The organism is Nonomuraea gerenzanensis (assembly GCF_020215645.1).
Classification (GTDB): domain Bacteria; phylum Actinomycetota; class Actinomycetes; order Streptosporangiales; family Streptosporangiaceae; genus Nonomuraea; species Nonomuraea gerenzanensis.
The window spans coordinates 7,455,859-7,473,474 of sequence record NZ_CP084058.1; the positions used below are offsets into that span (position 1 = coordinate 7,455,859).

The window sequence follows — 17,616 nt, forward strand, 5'->3', positions numbered from 1 at the left end:
CAATGGCCTTGGGCCCCGACGCAGCGACGCCGCCGTGGAAAATCGGCGACATTCACCGGCACGACTTGACGTTCCGCGCCTCAGCGGCGACGGTCGAGGGCGAGTCCCACCGATCAGCTGACTGTCACCACGAGGTAGGCGGCGATGCTGTCCAAACTCTTGACTCTCACGCTCGTCGCGGCCACCCTGACCGCGACCCCGGCGGAGCCGGCGTACGACGTGCTGGTCTTCTCCAAGACCGCCGGTTTCCGCCACGACGCGATCCCCGCGGGCATCCAGGCCGTCCGCGACCTCGGTGCCGCGAACGACTTCACCGTGACCGCCACCGAGGACGCCGGCGCCTTCACGGACCTGGCCGGCTACGAGGCGGTGGTCTTCCTCAACACCACCGGCGACGTGCTCGACGACACCCAGCAGGCCGCCTTCCAGTCCTACGTGGACGGGGGCGGCGGTTACGTGGGCGTGCACTCGGCCGCCGACACCGAGTACGACTGGGCGTACTACGGGCGGCTGGTGGGCGCGTACTTCAAGAACCATCCCGCGATCCAGCCGGCCACCGTCCGCACCGAGGACCGGGCCCACCCCGCGACCGCGCACCTCGGCCCCGCCTGGACGCGCACCGACGAGTGGTACAACTACCGCGCCAACCCCCGGGCGTCGGTGCACGTGCTGCAGTCGCTGGACGAGGCCACCTACAGCGGCGGCGACATGGGCGGCGACCATCCCATCACCTGGTGCCACCCGCAGGAGCGGGGCCGCGCGTTCTACACCGGGCTCGGGCACACCATCGAGTCCTACGCCGACCCGGCCTTCCGTAACGTGCTGCTCGGCGGCATCCGGTACGCGGCCGGGGTCGCCCAGGCCGACTGCCGGCCCGAGAACGGTTACAGCGCTCTCTACGACGGCTCCACCGCCGGGTGGTCGCAGGCGGGGCCCGGCGGGTTCGCCGAGGCCGATGCCACATTGACCTCGCAGGGCGGGCTGGGGCTGCTGTGGTACTCCGCGGAGGAGCTCGGCTCGTACTCGTTGAAGCTGGACTGGCGGGTGACGGGCGACAGCAACTCGGGCGTGTTCGTGGGCTTCCCGGCCTCCGACGACCCGTGGTCGGCGGTGAACAACGGCTACGAGGTGCAGATCGACGCCACCGACGCCCCGGACCGCACGACCGGCTCGATCTACGGCTTCCAGGCCGCCGACCTGGCCGCCCGGGACGCCGCGCTGAACCCGCCGGGCTCGTGGAACACCTACGAGCTGCTGGTGGAGGGCGAACGGCTGCGCGTGTACCTCAACGGCGTGCTGATCAACGACTTCACCAGCACCGACCCCCGGCGCTCGCTGCGCCAGGGCCACGTCGGCATCCAGAACCACGGGGACGCGGACGTGGTGTCCTTCCGCGACATCCGTGTCAAGCGGCTGAGCGCCACCGTGGAGGGTGAGGCGTGCACGGCGGGCGGCGGGGTGCGGGTCGTGCGGCGGGCCTCCGCCGGCGGCGGCGCGACGCTCGGCCGGCTCGACGACGGTGACTGGGCGGGATACGAGCGCCTCTCCGCGCAGGGCGCGACTGCCTTCACGGCGCGCGTCCGGACCACTGGCGTGGGCGGGACGGTCGAGGTGCGGGCGGGTACGCGTGCCGGGCCGCTGCTGGGCACGGTCGCGGTGCCGGGCAGGGGCGGGCGGGAGAGATACCGTGACGTCACCACGACGCTGACCGGCTCCGCTTCCGGGCCCGTGCACCTGGTCTTCAAGGGGCGCCGGGGAGAGTTGTTCGAGCTGGACTCCTTCACCTTGCGGTACGCCCGCTGAGGTCAGGTCGTCCGTGACCGCCTGTTGCCACGGACGACCTGCGCGGGCGGCTCGGCGCGGGCGACTGAACGCGAGCGACTGAACGCGAGCGACTGAACGCGAGCGACTGAGCGCGGGTCAGGGAAGGCGCCGTACCCGGATGCCGTGGGCGTCGGCGCGCTCGGCGCCCCCCGCGTCGACGTTCGTGATGGGGATCAGCCCCCGCACCTGCCCCGACCGCCCATCGTCCGTCATCCGCACGATCAGCATGCCGGGATCGGTGCCGTGGGAGGAGTGCGGGTCGCCGGAGAGCGGGTTCGGCCCGCGCGTCGAGGCGAACACCCACCCGTGGTCGGGCGAGGACGCGAACAGGTCCACCGTCGGATCGGCGCTGTAGCGGGAGGTCAACGGCACCGTGTTGACCCGGGCGCCGGTCCGGCCGTCGAAGACCTCGGCCACGTTGGCGTCGCGGTCGCCCACCCAGACGTGGCGCTCGCGGGGGCCCACGGCGGTGCCGTGCGCGTCGCGTTCGGGGGTGTCGTCGTCGTAGAGACGCTCGACGCCGGGCGTGTTCGGCGGGTTGGCGGCCGAGTAGCCGCCGCGCGGCAGCCGGAAGACGCTGAACTGGTCGAGGTTGGCCGGGGTGCCGCCGCCCCCGTCGCCGAACACGGCGCCCTTCGCCTCGACGAAGCCGCAGCCGTTGGCGGGCACGTGCGCGGCGTCGTACTCGCCCACGACGGCCATCGGCGTGGCCCGCCAGTCGACCACGAACAGGCCGCCGCCGCGCAGGCTGACGAAGACGGGCCCGTTGTCGGAGGCGATGAACGGGCAGATCGGCGCGTTGTCGGGGCGCAGGTCGGGGGCCTGGCAGGGCGCGCCGGCCGGGGTGGTGCAGCCGGCCAGGTCGAGCGTCGCCGCGGGCTCCCGGGTGAACGTGCCGGTGGCGTAGTCGGTGCGCAGGCGTTCGAGCTTCTTGCCGTTCTGGTTGGCGATGACGAGGTAACGGTCGTCCCCCGTCGGCCACAGGGCGTGCGCCTGGCGGGCGCCGCCGGCTCCGGTCTCGGTCTCGACGCAGGCGAGCGGGGCGCGCGTGGCCGCGTCGAAGATCACGACGTGGCCGCTGGCGACGAAGGCGAGCGCCGCGTGCGTCCCGGCCTGGTTGAACACGATCATGTGCGGCCTGACCGGGTTCCTGCCGGTCTCGGCCAGGCACAGCGACGACGTGCCGCCCGCGAGGTCGATCACGCCGGTCGGCCGGGCCGCGGACAGCCGCCTGGTGACGTCGCCGCCGTCGTAGACGTGCACGTAGCCGCCGTAGGTCAGGCCGTTGCTGTCGGACTGGTCGACCAGCCAGATCTCGTACGCCTCACGGCTCTGGTCCGCCGTGGCGGCGCCCAGGGTGAGCGTCATGAGGAGCACGGCGATCACGGCACGCCATTTCACGGCGCCTCCCGGGGGCGTCTCGAGCACCGATCGTCGCCTGCAGTGTCTCCGCGATCTCGCGGCGGGACAAGGGTCAGTCCACGAGATCGGCCAGGGGACGGCGGACCGCGCCCTTGTCGTCGAAGGTGACGCCCAGCCGCATGACCAGCTGCGGGTGCTCGCCCGAGCACAGCTCGCGGCGCAGGAACTCGCGCAGCAGGTCCATCTCCAGCGCCTGCGTGTGGAAGGCGGCGCTGACGCCGTGCGCCGAGGCCAGCAGCAGCACGTGTTGCAGCGCCTGCCCGCAGGCGATCCACGACTCGCGGTCGTCGGCGGCCGTGGTGAGCAGCGCGGGCACCCCGATCGAGGTGCCGGCGCCGCCCTGGCCGCCCCAGTCGTGGCGCCAGGAGTAGTCGCGCTGCGGGAAGTGCGGCTCGGTGTGCGCCGCCTGGCGCGGGTAGCCGTCGGCGGGCACGCCGTCCTTGCGGCTGCTGCCGGGTGGCCGCCCCCAGCGGATCACTTCCAGGCTCCAGCGCCGGTCCGTGCTCTGTACGGCCTGCGCCGCCCGGGTGAGCCCGGCGAGCACGTCCACCGCCTCCGGCGCGCGTACGGGAGTGAGCCTGGCACCCTCGCCGGCCGCCGCCGCGACCAGCCGGTCGAGGAGCCGGTCGGGCACGGGCAGGTCGGCGAAGCCGGCGCGGTGGGTGCGCCGCCGCTCGATCTGCTCGCCGAGCAGCCGGGTCGCCTCGTCGGGCGGCGTCTCGGCGCCCGGCCTGAGGGTGGCCAGCAGGGACGGGCGGTCGGGGTCGGGCAGGATGCGCACGACGGGCTCGAAGCCGTGGCGGCGCAGCGCCGTACGCATCGTGAACAGGGCGGCGCCGCAGCTGATCAGCAGCTCGCGCCCGGACGCGTCGCCGACCAGCAGCTTCCTGCCGGTGTCGGCGCGCAGGCCGAGCTCCTCCTGCGACACCGAGAACGTCCAGGGCTGGGTGTTGTGCACCGACGGCGCCCAGCGGGCGGCTTCCAGGGCGGCCTCCAGCGCGGGCTGCACCGACTGCTCGATCATGGCTTCGTCCCTCCATGTCACCGTGCTCCCAGCGCATCACGGCGCGGGCGCCCCGGATCAGGGCCGAAGGTCCCCGGTCGCCGGGCCGGAGGGCCCCGGATCAGGACTGAAGGTCCCCCGCCGCCGGACCGGAGGGCCCGGGTGCCAGGGGCACCTGCCAGCGCACGCGGGTGCCGCCCCCGCCCGGGGCCTCCAGGTGCGCGGTGCCGCCCAGCCGCTGGGCGCGCTCCTCGATGTTGCGCAGGCCGCTGCGCCGCCCGGCCTCCCCGACGCCGACGCCGTCGTCACCGACCACCAGCGTGAGCCGCCCGCCGCTCACCTCGACGGACACCTCGGCGCGGCCGGCGTGGGAGTGCCGCACCACGTTGGACAGCGCCTCGCGCAGCACGGCCAGCAGGTGCTCGGCGACCGGCTCCGGCACCACCGTGTCGAGCTGCCCCTCCATGCGCAGCCCCGGCATGAACCCGAGATGGCTGCCCGCCCCCTCGACCAGCTCCACGATCTGCCCGCGCAGCCCGGGTGCGACCTCGGCCGGGCCCTGCAGCGCGAAGATCGACGAGCGGATCTGCCGGATCGTCTCGTCCAGCTCGTCGATCGCGTGCTGCAGCCGCTTGGCCGCCTGCGGGTGGTCGACCAGCCGCACCGTGCTCATCAAGGTCATCGCCGTCGCGAACAGCCGCTGGATGACCACGTCGTGCAGGTCCTTGGCGATGCGGTCGCGGTCCTCCAGCAGGCCCAGCCGCTCGGCGTCGCGCCGCGCCTCCGCCAGCTCCAGCGCCAGCGCCGCCTGCCCCGCGAACGCCTGCAACATCTGCAGGTCCGCCCAGCTGAACGGGAGCCGGCCGCTCCGCTTGGCCAGCACCAGCACGCCCCGCACGCCCGGCGCGGCGCCGAGCGGCACGAGCAGGGCCGGCCTGTCGGCCGACTCCGTCACCGGCTCGCCGCCGGTGAACACCTCGCCGGCCAGGGTGCCGTCGAGCTCGCAGGCCGAGCCCAGCAGCTCCGCCGCGCCCTCGCCCTCGGCCGCCGCCACCCGCAGCGTCTCCCCCTCCGGCAGCAGCACCTGCGCCAGGTCCGCGTCGCTCATCTGCCGGGCGCGGGCAGCCACCACCGACAGCACCTGGCGGGGGTCGGCGCCGGACAGCAGGCTCGTGGTGACGTCGGCGGAGGCCTGCAGCCAGGTCTCGCGCCGCCGCGACTCCTCGTACAGGCGGGCGTTCTCCACCGCGACGCCGGCGGCGGTGGCCAGCGCGATCACGACGGCCTCGTCCTCCTCGTCGAACTCGCCGCCGCCGCGCTTCTCGGTCAGGTACAGGTTGCCGAAGACCTCGTCGCGGACGCGCACGGGGACGCCGAGGAAGGTGCCCATCGGCGGGTGGCCGGGCGGGAAGCCGTAGGACTCGGGGTGGTCGGAGATGCGGCCCAGCCGCAGCGGGCGGGCGTCCTTGATGAGCAGGCCGAGCAGGCCCAGGCCGTGCGGCCAGTGCTCGATCCTGGCGATCTCCTCCTCGCTCAGCCCCACCGGGATGAACTGGACGAGCGTGTTCTCCTCGCCGACCACGCCCAGCGCGCCGTAACCGGCGTCGACCAGCGTGGTGGCGGTCTCCACGATCCTGCGCAGCACCGTCTCCAGGTCGAGGTCGCTGCCGATGGAGACCACGGCCTCCAGCAGCGCGTGCACGCGGTCGCGCGTCGCCAGCACGGCGTTCAGCCGCACCTGCAGCTCCGTCAGGAGCTCATCGAGGCGCATCTGCGGCATCAACGGACGGTGCTCGCTCTCCACCCGGACAGTCTGGCACGCCAGGCCGCCGCCCCTCCGGCTAGGTCGAGGGCAGCGCCGCGGCCAGTAGCAGCACGCCCAGCGAGCCCACCAGCGACGCGATCGCCATCGCCCTGGCCAGCTTGGGGCGGCCCGAGCCGCTGGCCCAGCCGTGCGCCCCGGCCATGGCCATGACGGCGCAGAACAGCAGCAGCTTGGCCGCCAGGATCCGGCCGTAGCCGGGCCCGGCGAGCGTGGCCCACGTGACACCCTGGTGCCAGGCGATGGCCACGCCGGTGGCGAGCTGGAGCGGCAGGAACGCCGCGACGGTGAGCAGCCCGAAGCGGCGGCCGACGGCCGTCAGCACCTGGCCGCGCCGCTCGTCGTCGAGCAGCCGCCGGGCCTGCGGCAGCACCACCAGCGACACCGTGAGCTGCCCGCCGACCCACAGCGCCGCCCCCAGCACGTGCAGGAACCGCACCACCGACCACCACGTCATGGCTGTGTCCGCCCTCCTCACCGTCACGGAGCGCGATCAGGCTACCGGCCGCGCCGCGTGCCGCCGCAGGGTCGTCCTGCCGGCGAAGAAGGGACTTTGGTCCCTGTTCGCGCGCGGGGCGCCGGCGGCAGGCTGTGACGGTGATGTACCAGAACGGGACGGGCGACCGGCGGATGCGCGAACTGCCCGAAGCGGAGGCGCTGCGCCTGCTGGCAGGCGTGCCCTTCGGCCGGATCGTGTTCACGCGGCACGCCCTGCCCGCGATCCGGCCGGTGAACCACGTGGTGGTGGACGGCCGGATCGTCATCCGGTCCGGTCCTGGCACGATACTCAGCGCCCACGTGGCTCCGGCGGAGGCCGTGGTGGCCTACGAGGCCGACGAGCTGGACGGGCACGAGCGCGTGGGCTGGAGCGTGATCATCACCGGGGTGGCGCGGCCGGTGACCGATCCGGAGGAGGCGGCGCGGCTCAGGGCCATGCTCACGCCCTGGGTGGCGGGCGAGATGGAGCAGGTGATCAGCATCCAGCCGGAGATCGTCACCGGCTTCGAGCTCGTGCCGGCAGCGGTGGTGGCGTAGCGGCGTACAAAGATCGATCCGCCGGGATAGTGGGCGGGGCGCGCCCGGATGGGGAACGCTGCCGGTGGGCAAACGGGCACGAAACCCCCACAGGAGTCGGGAGAACACCATGGGTGCTGCCGGTGCACGGCCGTTCGTCATCGATCCCGCGGGCCGCGACCTGCACGGTGAGGCCGAGCGCATCCGCGCGCTCGGGCCCGCCGCGCGCGTCGAGCTGCCCGGCGGCGTCCTGGCGTGGGCGGTGAGCGACCAGGCGCTGCTCAGGCGGCTGCTGACCGATCCGCGAGTGTCCAAGGACGCCTACCTGCACTGGCCGGCCTGGATCAAGGGCGAGATCTCGCCGGAGTGGCCGCTGTTCGCGTGGGTGGCGGTGCGCAACATGCTCACCGCGTACGGGCCGGACCACCGGCGGCTGCGCGGCCTGGTCTCCAGCGCCTTCACCGTGCGCCGCACCGCCGCGCTGCGCCCGCGCATCGAGGAGATCACCGCGCGGCTGCTCGACGAGCTGGCAGCCGTCCCGCCGGAGACGGTGACGGACCTGCGCGAGCGGTACGCCTACCCGCTGCCGATCCAGGTGATCTGCGAGCTGTTCGGCGTCGGCGACGAGGAGACCCGGGAGGAGGTGCGCCACTGCGCGGACTCCTTCTTCCAGATCGGCCGCCCCGACGCCCCCGACACGGCCGAGGTGCTGGGGCGGCTGCAGGCCGTCCTGCGCGGGCTCGTCGCCGACAAGCGCGAGCACCCCGGCGACGACCTGTCCTCGGCGCTGATCGCCGCCCGCGACGGGGAGAACACGCCGCTGGAGGAGCACGAGCTGGTCGACACGCTGATCCTGTTCCTGAGCGCGGGCCACGAGACCACGGTCAACCTGCTCGACAACGCGATCTACGCGATGCTCACCCACCCCGGCCAGCTCGCCCTCGTCCGCTCCGGCGCCGTGAGCTGGGAGGAGGTCATCGAGGAGACGCTGCGCAGCCAGGGGCCGATCGCGAACCTGCCGCTCCGCTTCGCCGTGGAGGACATCGACCTCGGCGACGGCCTCGTGCTGCCCGCGGGCGAGCCCATCCTGAACTGCTACGGCGCCGCCGGGCGCGACCCGCTGGTGCACGGGCAGGACGCCGGCGCGTTCGACGTCACCCGCGCCTCGAAGGAGCACCTGGCCTTCGGCTACGGCGTGCACCGCTGCCTCGGCGCGCCGCTGGCCACGCTGGAGGCCGCGATCGCGCTGCCCGCCCTGTTCGACCGGTTCCCCGGCATGACGCTGGCCGCCCGGCCCGGCGACCTGCTGCCGCTGGAGTCGTTCATCTCCAACGGGCACCGCGCGCTGCCCGTCCTGCTGTCGGTCTGACGTGGGCCCGTCAGCCCGCGCCCTCCTGGCCGCAGTGCCGCTGATCGCGGTGCTCACCGGCGGCGAGGAGGAGGCGCGGCCCCGGCCCGCCGTGTCCCGCTCTCCCGTGCGGGAGGCGGTCAGCGTGACGCCGAACGCCGTCTACCCGGCGGCGCGGGTCGAGGGCGGCACCGGGTCGATGCGGGTCACGTTCCCCGACGGATCGCGGGCGGAGATCACCTATCCGGCGCGGCTGAGCCTGGCCTCGCTCGGGGCGCGCCCGTACGTGGGCGGCACGCTGACGGGCGACGGCGGCGCGGAGTTCCGGGCGCTCACCGCGCCGCTCTACGGCGAGGCGGAGACGCCGGCCGGCCGGGAGATGATCCGCCCGCTCACCGCGAACGTCGGGGTCTGGCCGGGGCCGCCCGGCGTGGACACCGCCGGCCAGGTGCTGCTCTTCCGCTTCGGCGTCTGGCGGGTGGGCGGGCTGAGCCGCCGCATGCTCGTGGTCGCGCCGGTGCCCGGCTGCGGGCGGCTCGGCCGCACGCCGGTCGTCCTCGACGCCCGGCACGCCATCGCGGGCAGCACCTGCCGCGACGGCTTCCACCTGGCGGCGTCCGGCGACCGGGACTTCGTGCGCGAGGCGATCGAGCACGTCCGCGTGCGCCCCGCCTGACACCATGAACAAGCCTCGTATTGTTCACCGGACCTTGGCGCTGCCGTCTTTCCCTGACAAGCGGAGAAAGGCGATCATGACGGTGTCCGTCACACCTTCCGCAAGGAGGCCCCGTGCACGCTCCGCCGCGCCCTCGTCCCGCCTGGCCTGCCCGGCTCGCCGTCGTCCTCGCCGCCCTCACCTCCCTCGTCGGGCTGGGCGGGGTCGCCCCGGCCGAGGCCGCGGTCTACGGCTCCTGCACCATCTCCCGCTGCGCAGACGCCCGCTCGGCCGGCGCGATCTGGGCCTCCAAGGGCTACCCCACCAGCGCCGGCTGGTACTCCTGGCCCGACGGCAGGTACAACTACACCGGCGGGCGCCACTACAACCGCGAGGGGCAGCTGCCCGTCAACGCCACCTACTACGAGTACGACGTGTACTCCCGGGCCCGCGGCGCCGCGCGTGACGCGTACCGGATCGTCGTCAACCGCAGCACCGGCGCCGTCTGGTTCTCGCCCAACCACTACACCGACTTCTACCGGCTCTGAGGAAACGTCCATGAACGCTGCCCCGCGTCCGCTGCCCCCGTGGCTGACCGTGTCCACCGGCCGGGTCGTGGACGGGCGGGCCTGCAGAACCCGCGCCGCCTTCTTCGAGGAGGTGGCGCGGGCGCTGCGTTTCCCCGACTACTTCGGCCGCAACTGGGACGCGCTCACCGACTGCCTGCGCGACCTCGGCGCCGTCACGCTCGTCGTGCAGCACGCCGAGGAGCTGCTGGCCGACGAGCCCGCCGAGCAGCTCGCCACGTTGCTGACCGTGCTCGCCGACGCCGCCCACGACGGGCTGAGCGTGCGGCTGTGCACCGACGCCGGGCACGGCGCCGCGCTGCGGGCCCGCCTCGCCGACGCCCTCGGCTGAGCGGGTCAGCCCTGGAGGTAGCGCAGGACGGCCAGCACGCGGCGGTGGTCGGTGTCGGACGGGGCCAGGCCGAGCTTGGTGAAGATCTGCGTGACGTGCTTCTCCACCGACCCGTACGACAGGAACAGGGTCTCGGCGATGGCGCTGTTGGAGCGGCCCTGCGCCATCATGGCCAGCACCTCGCGCTCGCGCGGCGTCAGCAGCGCCAGCGCGTCACCGCGGCGGCTGGCCCCCATGATCTGCGTGACGACCTCGGGATCGAGCACGGTCTCCCCCGCCGCGACGCGGTCGAGGGCCGCCAGGAAGTCCTTGACGTCGGCCACGCGCTCCTTGAGCAGGTAGCCGATCCCGCGAGCGCCGCCCGCCAGGAGCTGCGCGGCGTAGTGGGTCTCGATGTACTGCGAGAACACCAGCAGCCCCAGCTCCGGCTGGTCGCGGCGGACCCGGATCGCGGCCCGCAGCCCCTCGTCGGTGTGGGAGGGCGGCATGCGCACGTCCACCACGGCCACGTCGGGGCGGTGCTCGGCCACGGCCGCCACCAGCGCGTCGCCGTCGCCGACGGCGGCCGCCACCTCGTGGCCGCGCGTGGTCAGCAGCAGGCACAGGCCGTCGCGGAGCACCACGGCGTCCTCGGCGATCACGATGCGCATGGGCGCTCCGATCATGCGCGCAGGGGCAGGTCCACGATGACCACCGTAGGCCCTCCGGCCGGGCTGTGGATCACCAGTTCGCCGTCCACCACCCGCACGCGGTCGGTCAGCCCTCGCAGCCCCGACCCGGCCGCCGGCTGCCCGCCCGCCACGGCGGCCCCGCCCTCGCCGTCGTCCCACACCCGCAGCCGCAGCCGCCCGTCTGCGGCCCGCAGCCGGATCGCGGCCTGCCGGGCGCCGCTGTGCTTGGCCACGTTGGCGAGCAGCTCGGCGGTGCAGAAGAACGCGATGGTCTCGACGGCGGGCGAGGGCCGCTCGGCCAGCTCCGCGTCGAGGTCCACGGGCAGCGGGCTGCGGGCGGCGAGCGTGGCCAGGGCGACCTCCAGCCCCTTGTCGAGCGCGGGCGGGTGGATGCCGCGGATCAGATCCGTCAGCTCCGACAGGGTCTCCTTGGCGCCGCGATGGGCTCCGTCGATCAGGGCGCGGACCCGTTCGAGCCGCTCCTGGTCCTCGGGGCGCTCCGGGTCGCCGGCCTCGGCGAGCTCCTCCCTGGCCATGCTGAGGCCGAGGGCCAGCGCGGTCAGCCGGGCGGCCGGGCCGTCGTGCAGGTCCCGCTCCACGCGGCGCAGCGCGGCGGCGGCGTCCTCCACGGCCTGCGTCCTGGTCTCCTCCAGCGTACGGATGCGGGCCTGGGCCGGCGGCGGGCCGAGCAGCCGGACCGCCAGCAGCCGCTCGAGGCCCAGCGCGAGGTGCACGACCATGGGGGCCAGCAGCAGCAGCCCCAGCCCCAGCACGCTCAGCAGCAGCGCGCCCGCCCAGCCGCCGGGGGCCGGGAGGCCGGGGACCTGCCACCACAGCGGGCAGGTGAGCAGCGCCAGGCCGAGCCCCCACGTCCCGGCGGCCGAGGCGAACGCGAGCGCCGCCGCGGGCAGGCGGACCACGGCGTGGATGATCGCCCGCCAGCCGGTGACGTCGCCGAGCGCCGTGCCCAGCCGGTTCAGCAGGCCCGTGGCCCGGCGGTAGGGCGCGGGCGCCGGCACCGGCGTGCCCGCCAGCGTCCGCACCAGCCCCCGGTTGGCCGCGCCGAGCCGCCTGGCGGCCACCACGCTGCCCGCCAGCAGCGGCAGGCCCACCAGGTAGGTGGAGGTCACCACGCCTGCCAGCACGATCAGCAGGTGGACCAGGCCCAGTGCGGCCATCAGGGGCACCGTCAACGTGTAGCCGAGCTCGCGCCAGATCCGCACCGGACCGCCTCCTTCTCCTCGCCTTCCAGGTTGGCCGAGCCGGCTGTGGAGGGCCACCCGGTGATCCCCCGGTGGTTGTCCCCGGGGTGGGACGGAGGCGCTCCCCGTGGTGCGCGGGCGGGAAGGCGGGTGAGGGTGGGCATCGGACATCGGTGGATCCAGAGGAGGAGTTCCGGCATGTTACGCAAGTCCGCGGCACTGGCGATCGCGACCCTGATGGGGCTGATGGGGCCGGCGGGGATGGCCCGGGCGACGGCGGGGCAGGTGGCTCATGCGCAGATCGAATGGCGGGCGTGCGGTGGTGAGGGGGATCCCGCCGGGATGGAGTGCGGCGCGCTCGACGTCCCGGTGGACTGGTCGCAGCCGCGCGGCGAGCGGATCAGCCTGGAGCTGGTCAGGCTGCCGGCCACCGAGCCGGCCCGCCGCATCGGCAGCGTGCTCGGCGTCCCCGGCGGCCCCGGCAGGAACGGCGTCGACGACCTCAAGCTGGCGGCGGCCGACCTGACCGAGCTGCGCCGCCGCTTCGACCTCGTCGGCTACCGCCCGCGCAGCACGCTCTGGAGCACCATCGCACCCGAGTCGTGCTGGCAGCCCGGCACCGCGCTGCACGACCCGCGCGACCGCGAGGACTTCGAGGCGATGGCGGCGTCGATGGCCGAGGCGTTCGAGACGTGCCGCGAGGACGACTCGACGGGCCTGTTCGCCCACCTGGACGCGCTGTCCATCGCCAGGGACATGGACGCGATCCGGCGGGCGCTGGGCGAGGAGCGGCTGAGCTTCATGGCCAACTCCTTCGGCGGGGTGGTCGCGGCCGCGTACATCAGGCTGTTCCCGCAGCGCATCAGGGCCATGTACCTGGACGGCGTGATCAACCAGACCGAGGGCTGGCCCACGGTGCACCTGGTCACGGCCGCCGGCGTGGAGCAGGCGCTGGGGCGGTTCGGCCGCTGGTGCGCGGCGACGCCCGCGTGCGCGCTGCACGGCGAGGACGCCGCGCGGGCCTGGCGCGAACTGGTCCGCGGCGCCGACCGCGAGCCCATCCCCGTCACCTCGCAGCAGCACGGCGAGGGCGAGCTGACCGGCTGGCACCTGCGCAACTTCGGCTTCGTCCCCGACCCGGGGCCCGGCCACTCCCGGTGGGTCACGCTGGCGGAGAACGTGGTCAAGGCGCGGCGCGGGGACGGGTCGGGGTTCGCCGACTTCGCGCTGGGCAACACGCGGGTCTGGGCGATGCCCGCGATGCTGGCGATGAGCTGCGGCGACGGGCGTGGGTACACCGGCTGGGCCCAGGTGCGGGAGTACCGCCGCGACGTGCGCGAGGTCGCGCCGAGCTTCGTGGGTGCGGCCTTCGACTCGCTGGGCTGCTCCGGCTGGACGGAGCCGGTGGCCAATCCGGCGCGGCGGCTGGACGTGCGCGGGGTGCCGCCGATGCTGGGGGCCGGTGCGCTGGAGGGGGACTTCCCGTGGACCGAGCGGTTCACCCGGATGGTGCCCGGTTCGGTGATCGTCGGTTATGACGGGCCGGGGCACGTGCTCTACCTGATGGGCAAGAAGTGCCCGATCGCGCACGCCACCGCGTACCTGACCGAGCTGAGACTGCCCGCCCCGGGCACCGTCTGCCCGGCCGAGTGACGCGCTGCGCCCCCCGTCGTCCGCCCCGCCGCGTGGCGGGGCGGGCGGCCTTTTCTTGCGCGGCCTGGGCGGACGGCGTCTTCTCCGCGCGGCCTCATGCGGCGGGCGGGCGGGTGACCTCCTGGATGTGGGCGTTGCGCAGGAGGATGAGCCTGGTCAGGTAGCGCTTCAGGATGAGGATCTCGGCGAGTGTGCCCAGCGGGGGCAGCGGGGCGGCGAAGTCGACGACGTCCGTCATGAGCGTGGCCGTGCCGTCGTGCGCCGCCTCGAACGTGTGGGCGTGGTGCCAACGGCGGAACGGGCCGCTCACCTGCTCGTCCACGAAGTACGTGGGGCGGGTGCAGGCGCTGATGGCCGAGGTCAGATGCCAGGTGAGGCCGAAGTGGCGGGCACGCCAGGTCACCCGGTCGCCCAGCGCGAGCCGCCCGGACGTGACGCCCGCCACCGCCCGCTCGCCCGTGTGGGCGAACGAGGAGGTGTGCACGTCCACCGAGAGGGACGCGTCGAAGACGACCGGTGGCGGCGCCGTGACCAGTGTGGTCACCTCGAAGCGGGGCACGCGCGCCGTCCTAGAAGCGGCGGAGCAGCTCGTCGGCGGCGGCGAAGGCGGCGACGACATCGGCAGCGGTGCGTTGCTGTTCTTCCCCTGTATCCCTCACCAGGCCCACCGCCTGACCGGCGTAGACGTAGGCGACGTCGAAGTCACCGGCCGCCCGTGCGGCCTCCAGCTCCTTCCTGGCCCCCTCGTCACCGGCCAGCTCCTCCTCCCGCCCGTCCCACCGCTCGAAGAACGCGTTGCGCAGCGCCCGCCCGCCGAACTCCGGCGGCCAGGCCAGCCGCTGGGCCACGTCGAAGACCCGCCCGTACGCCGTGCCGGTCTCGTCGGTGGCCAGCACCCGCGCCCGGGCGGCCTCCGGCAGCAGGGTCTCGGCGCAGCCGAGGAACGCCGTGCCCACCCAGGCCCCCGCCGCGCCGGCGGCCAGCACGGCGGCCAGCCCCCTGGCGGTGGCGATGCCCCCGGCGGCCAGCACCGGGACCGTCACCTCCGCCAGCACCCCCTGCAGCAGCGGCAGCGTGGCCACCTCGGCGCGGCCGTGGCCGCCGCCCTCGCCGCCCCTGGCCACCACGAGGTCGGCGCCGGCGTGCTCGGCCTGCCGCGCCTCCCGGGTGGTGCCCGCCTGGACGGCGACGGTGATGCCTTCGTGCCGGAGCCGCTCGACGTGCGGGGCGAAGTCGCCGAAGCTCACCGAGACCAGCGCCGGGCGGGCCTCGACGGCGGCTTCGAGCTGCTCCGGGTGGTCGGCGAGTGCCCAGGCCATCAGCCCGATGCCGTACGGGCGCCCGCCCGCGGCGGCGACGGCGGCCTGGTCGGTGATCCACGAGGCCGGGGCGGAGGCGGGCACGCCGATCATGCCGAGCGCGCCCGCCGCGGAGACGGCTGCGGCCAGCCGCCCGTCCCCGACGCTCGCCATCGGCGCGCCGACCAGCGGCACGTCCAGCCCGAAACGCTCGGTCAGCCAGGTACGCAGCATGTCTCGCTCCTCGTCACTGCGGGCGGCTCTGCACTCGGCGGGCAGGCCGGGGTCACTGCAGGTAACTCTCCACCTGCGAGACCGGCGCCACCTGGGCGTCGTCGGGGTCCAGGCCGGCCGACTGGCGGGCGCGGCGGCGGCGCAGCAGGTCCCAGCACTGGTCGAGGGTCTCCTCCAGGTGCGCGATCCGGGCGTGCTGCTCCGGCCCGGCCGACTCACGCCGGGAGAGCAGGTCGTGCTCCTCGTCCACGAGGGCGTGAATGCGCTGGAGGATCTGCTGGTCGTCCATCGTCCGTCCGATGCCTTCCTGTGTGCGTGCCGATCGGGCCCCACCTTGCCAGGGGGACGATCCACCGTACATCCCACCAATACGTGGCTCCCGACCGCCTGGCCCGTCCGCTCCCCGCCGGGCGCCGGGGCCCGGCCGAGACGAATTTCTCGCGCCCCGCATATCGCTGCGGCAATAAATTTCAGCGGGCCGGGAACGGCCCCGCCGCGCCGATCCCGTTATTCGGGATGCGTAATCTTCTTATGCCGTTACAGGAAGTACCGTTCCAAGGTCGCTTCCGCCGATCATTGGTCGCGGCAAATCAAGATCCAGGTGCAATCGTACGGTCCTGTCGGTGAAAGCCGCGCACTGCAGGGTGGTCGTAATGGATTTCAAGATCCTCGGGCCGATCGAGGTTCGTACCTCTCTCGGGAGACCGATCGCGCTCGGGCGCAGAAAACAGCGTGTTCTGCTGGCCGCCCTGCTGCTCAACGTGGGAAAGGCGATCCCCAGCCGCCGCATGCTCGACTGGCTGTGGGGCGAGCGCGCCCCCGCCACCGCCGAGTCGAACCTCTACACCTACATCTCCGCGCTGCGCAAGGTGCTCGGCTCTCCCTCTCGCATCGAGGCGGGCTCCCAGGGGTACATGCTGCGGGTCACGCCGGGCGAGGTCGATGTGACGCTGTTCGAGGACCTGGCCGCGCAGGGGCAGCTGGCGTTGTCCGCCGGACGGCACGACGTCGCGCTCGAACGGCTGACCCGGGCCCTGTGCCTGTGGCGCGGCGAGTCCGTCCTGGAGGAGCTGCCGTTGCCGGCGCCGCTGCGCTGCGAGGCGGCGCGGCTGGAGCGGCTGCGGGCCAGTGTCGTGGACGCCTCGCTGGAGGCCAGGCTGGCGCTCGGCCAGCACGGCGAGATGCTCGCCGACCTGGAGGCCCTGACCCACAGGGACCCGCTGAACGAGCGGCTCAGGGCCCAGCTCATGCTGGCGTTGTACCGTTCCGGCCGCAGGGCGGACGCGCTGACCGTCTACCAGAGCGCGCGCATGACGCTGGCCGTCGAGGTCGGCATCGATCCCGGCCCCGACCTGGTCCGCATGCACCAGCGCATCCTGGCCGACGACCCCGCGCTGACGCCGCCGCCGGCGGTCGCCGCGCGCAGGGCGCCGGCCGAGTTACCCAGCGGCTCGGCCGCCTTCACCGGCCGCACGGCCGAGCTGTCCCGCCTGCGTACGAGGCTCACCGCCGCCTCCGGCACGACCGCCATCTCGGCGATCACCGGCGCCGCCGGAGTGGGCAAGTCGGCGCTGGCCGTGCACGTCGCCCACCAGGTCGCGGGCCGCTTCCCGGACGGGCGGCTGTACGTGGACCTGCACGGCTCCACCCCCGGCGTCGCGCCGCTGCACCCCGCCGACGTCCTGGCCAGGCTGCTGCGCTCGCTCGGCGACGACACGGCCGCCGGGCCCGGCGGGCGGCTGGACGTGGACGAGGCCGCGGCCCGGTTCCGCTCGCTGACCGACGGCAGGCACCTGCTGCTCCTGCTCGACAACGCCCGCGACGCCGCGCAGGTGCGCCCGCTGCTGCCCGCGAGCCCGACCTGCCACGTGCTGGTCACCGCCCGCAGGACGCTCACCTCGCTGGACGGCGCGTCGCACCACCGCCTCGGCGTCATGGCCGAGGACGAGACCGCCACGCTGCTCGGCCGCCTGATCGGCGAGGAGCGCGTGGCGGCCGAGCAGCGGGCGGCCCGCGCGATCGTCCGGCTGTGCGCCGGGCTGCCCCTGGCGATCAGGATCGCCGCCGCCCGGCTGATCGCCCGGCCGGGGCTGTCGCTGCGGGTGCTGGCCGACCGGCTGGCGGTCGAGGAGCACCGCCTGTCCGAGCTGCAGGCCGACGACCAGGCCGTGCGGGCGTGCTTCATGATGAGCTACCGGAGCCTGGACGCCGAGTCCTCCCGGCTGTTCCGGCTGCTGAGCCTGCTCGGCGGCGCCGTCATCAGCGTCGTGGCCGCCGCCGCTCTGGCCGACCGCCCCGAGCCGCGCACCGCCGACCTGCTCGACCGGCTCACCGAGGCCCAGCTCCTTGAGGTGTGCGGGCACGACCGGTACCGCATGCACGACCTGATCCGCCTGTTCGCCCGCGAACGGGCCAGGGAGGAGGACACCGAGGAGGACCAGGCGCAGGCCCTGCGGCGGGCCCGGCCCGGTGTCTGGGCCTCCCCCGCCTACATGACGGTGCGGAGCTGAGGAAGGCCGGCCGGCGGGAAATCATCCGTATTCACCGGGAGT

Annotated in this window: 17 protein-coding genes; 8 read left to right on the forward strand and 9 right to left on the reverse strand. The window is 74.3% G+C overall.

Annotation, left to right across the window (positions count from 1 at the left end; translation table 11 throughout):
* Positions 1-144 precede the first annotated feature (144 nt).
* Positions 145-1,803 carry a ThuA domain-containing protein gene (locus LCN96_RS34555; RefSeq protein WP_225266623.1) on the forward strand — a complete coding sequence of 553 codons (1,659 nt, stop codon included), beginning with the start codon at positions 145-147 and terminating at the stop codon, positions 1,801-1,803.
* A gap of 117 nt (positions 1,804-1,920) precedes the next feature.
* Here the strand turns inward: LCN96_RS34555 and LCN96_RS34560 are convergent, their stop codons facing one another.
* The 4 genes from LCN96_RS34560 to LCN96_RS34575 form a co-directional block, all read right to left on the reverse strand.
* The gene (locus LCN96_RS34560; RefSeq protein WP_225266624.1) at positions 1,921-3,225 is read right to left on the reverse strand and encodes a YncE family protein; all 1,305 of its coding nucleotides are present in this window, start codon (positions 3,223-3,225) and stop codon (positions 1,921-1,923) included.
* Positions 3,226-3,298: 73 nt separating this feature from the next.
* The gene (locus tag LCN96_RS34565) at positions 3,299-4,270 is read right to left on the reverse strand and encodes an Acg family FMN-binding oxidoreductase (protein ID WP_225266625.1); all 972 of its coding nucleotides are present in this window, start codon (positions 4,268-4,270) and stop codon (positions 3,299-3,301) included.
* 100 nt (positions 4,271-4,370) lie between these two features.
* A complete protein-coding gene (locus LCN96_RS34570) occupies positions 4,371-6,029 on the reverse strand; it encodes a sensor histidine kinase (RefSeq protein WP_225266626.1) in 1,659 nt (552 codons plus the stop codon).
* A 61-nt stretch (positions 6,030-6,090) separates the two neighbouring features.
* The gene (locus LCN96_RS34575) at positions 6,091-6,528 is read right to left on the reverse strand and encodes a hypothetical protein (RefSeq protein WP_225266627.1); all 438 of its coding nucleotides are present in this window, start codon (positions 6,526-6,528) and stop codon (positions 6,091-6,093) included.
* Positions 6,529-6,671: 143 nt separating this feature from the next.
* Between LCN96_RS34575 and LCN96_RS34580 the strand changes: the two genes are divergently transcribed.
* From LCN96_RS34580 to LCN96_RS34600, 5 genes are all read left to right on the forward strand, one after another.
* Positions 6,672-7,106, forward strand: a complete 435-nt coding sequence (locus LCN96_RS34580) for a pyridoxamine 5'-phosphate oxidase family protein (RefSeq protein ID WP_225276125.1) — start codon at positions 6,672-6,674, stop codon at positions 7,104-7,106.
* A 109-nt stretch (positions 7,107-7,215) separates the two neighbouring features.
* A complete protein-coding gene (locus LCN96_RS34585) occupies positions 7,216-8,454 on the forward strand; it encodes a cytochrome P450 family protein (protein WP_225266628.1) in 1,239 nt (412 codons plus the stop codon).
* 34 nt (positions 8,455-8,488) lie between these two features.
* Entirely contained in the window at positions 8,489-9,109 is a 621-nt protein-coding gene (locus tag LCN96_RS34590; protein ID WP_225266629.1) for a hypothetical protein, read from the forward strand.
* Between the two features lie 113 nt (positions 9,110-9,222).
* Positions 9,223-9,636, forward strand: coding sequence for a ribonuclease domain-containing protein (locus LCN96_RS34595; protein ID WP_225266630.1), 414 nt, complete (start codon positions 9,223-9,225; stop codon positions 9,634-9,636).
* A 10-nt stretch (positions 9,637-9,646) separates the two neighbouring features.
* Positions 9,647-10,006 carry a barstar family protein gene (locus LCN96_RS34600; RefSeq protein WP_225266631.1) on the forward strand — a complete coding sequence of 120 codons (360 nt, stop codon included), beginning with the start codon at positions 9,647-9,649 and terminating at the stop codon, positions 10,004-10,006.
* A 5-nt stretch (positions 10,007-10,011) separates the two neighbouring features.
* Here the strand turns inward: LCN96_RS34600 and LCN96_RS34605 are convergent, their stop codons facing one another.
* Positions 10,012-10,656 (reverse strand): LuxR C-terminal-related transcriptional regulator, encoded by a 645-nt coding sequence (locus LCN96_RS34605; RefSeq protein ID WP_225266632.1) that lies wholly within the window; start codon positions 10,654-10,656, stop codon positions 10,012-10,014.
* Positions 10,657-10,667: 11 nt separating this feature from the next.
* On the reverse strand, positions 10,668-11,900 hold the full coding sequence (locus LCN96_RS34610) for a sensor histidine kinase (RefSeq protein WP_225266633.1): 1,233 nt from the start codon (positions 11,898-11,900) through the stop codon (positions 10,668-10,670).
* A 177-nt stretch (positions 11,901-12,077) separates the two neighbouring features.
* Between LCN96_RS34610 and LCN96_RS34615 the strand changes: the two genes are divergently transcribed.
* Complete coding sequence (locus tag LCN96_RS34615; protein WP_225266634.1) at positions 12,078-13,532, forward strand: alpha/beta fold hydrolase; 1,455 nt, start codon at positions 12,078-12,080, stop codon at positions 13,530-13,532.
* Positions 13,533-13,626: 94 nt separating this feature from the next.
* Here the strand turns inward: LCN96_RS34615 and LCN96_RS34620 are convergent, their stop codons facing one another.
* Genes LCN96_RS34620 through LCN96_RS34630 form a run of 3 tightly spaced genes read right to left on the reverse strand, consistent with a single transcriptional unit; the run spans position 13,627 to position 15,353 of the window.
* The gene (locus tag LCN96_RS34620; RefSeq protein WP_225266635.1) at positions 13,627-14,091 is read right to left on the reverse strand and encodes an SRPBCC family protein; all 465 of its coding nucleotides are present in this window, start codon (positions 14,089-14,091) and stop codon (positions 13,627-13,629) included.
* 10 nt (positions 14,092-14,101) lie between these two features.
* The gene (locus LCN96_RS34625) at positions 14,102-15,064 is read right to left on the reverse strand and encodes an NAD(P)H-dependent flavin oxidoreductase (RefSeq protein ID WP_225266636.1); all 963 of its coding nucleotides are present in this window, start codon (positions 15,062-15,064) and stop codon (positions 14,102-14,104) included.
* A 52-nt stretch (positions 15,065-15,116) separates the two neighbouring features.
* The gene (locus LCN96_RS34630; RefSeq protein ID WP_225266637.1) at positions 15,117-15,353 is read right to left on the reverse strand and encodes a DUF2630 family protein; all 237 of its coding nucleotides are present in this window, start codon (positions 15,351-15,353) and stop codon (positions 15,117-15,119) included.
* Between the two features lie 364 nt (positions 15,354-15,717).
* Here LCN96_RS34630 and LCN96_RS34635 point away from each other — a divergent pair, with 364 nt between their 5' ends.
* Positions 15,718-17,574, forward strand: coding sequence for an AfsR/SARP family transcriptional regulator (locus tag LCN96_RS34635; RefSeq protein ID WP_225266638.1), 1,857 nt, complete (start codon positions 15,718-15,720; stop codon positions 17,572-17,574).
* Positions 17,575-17,616 lie beyond the last annotated feature (42 nt).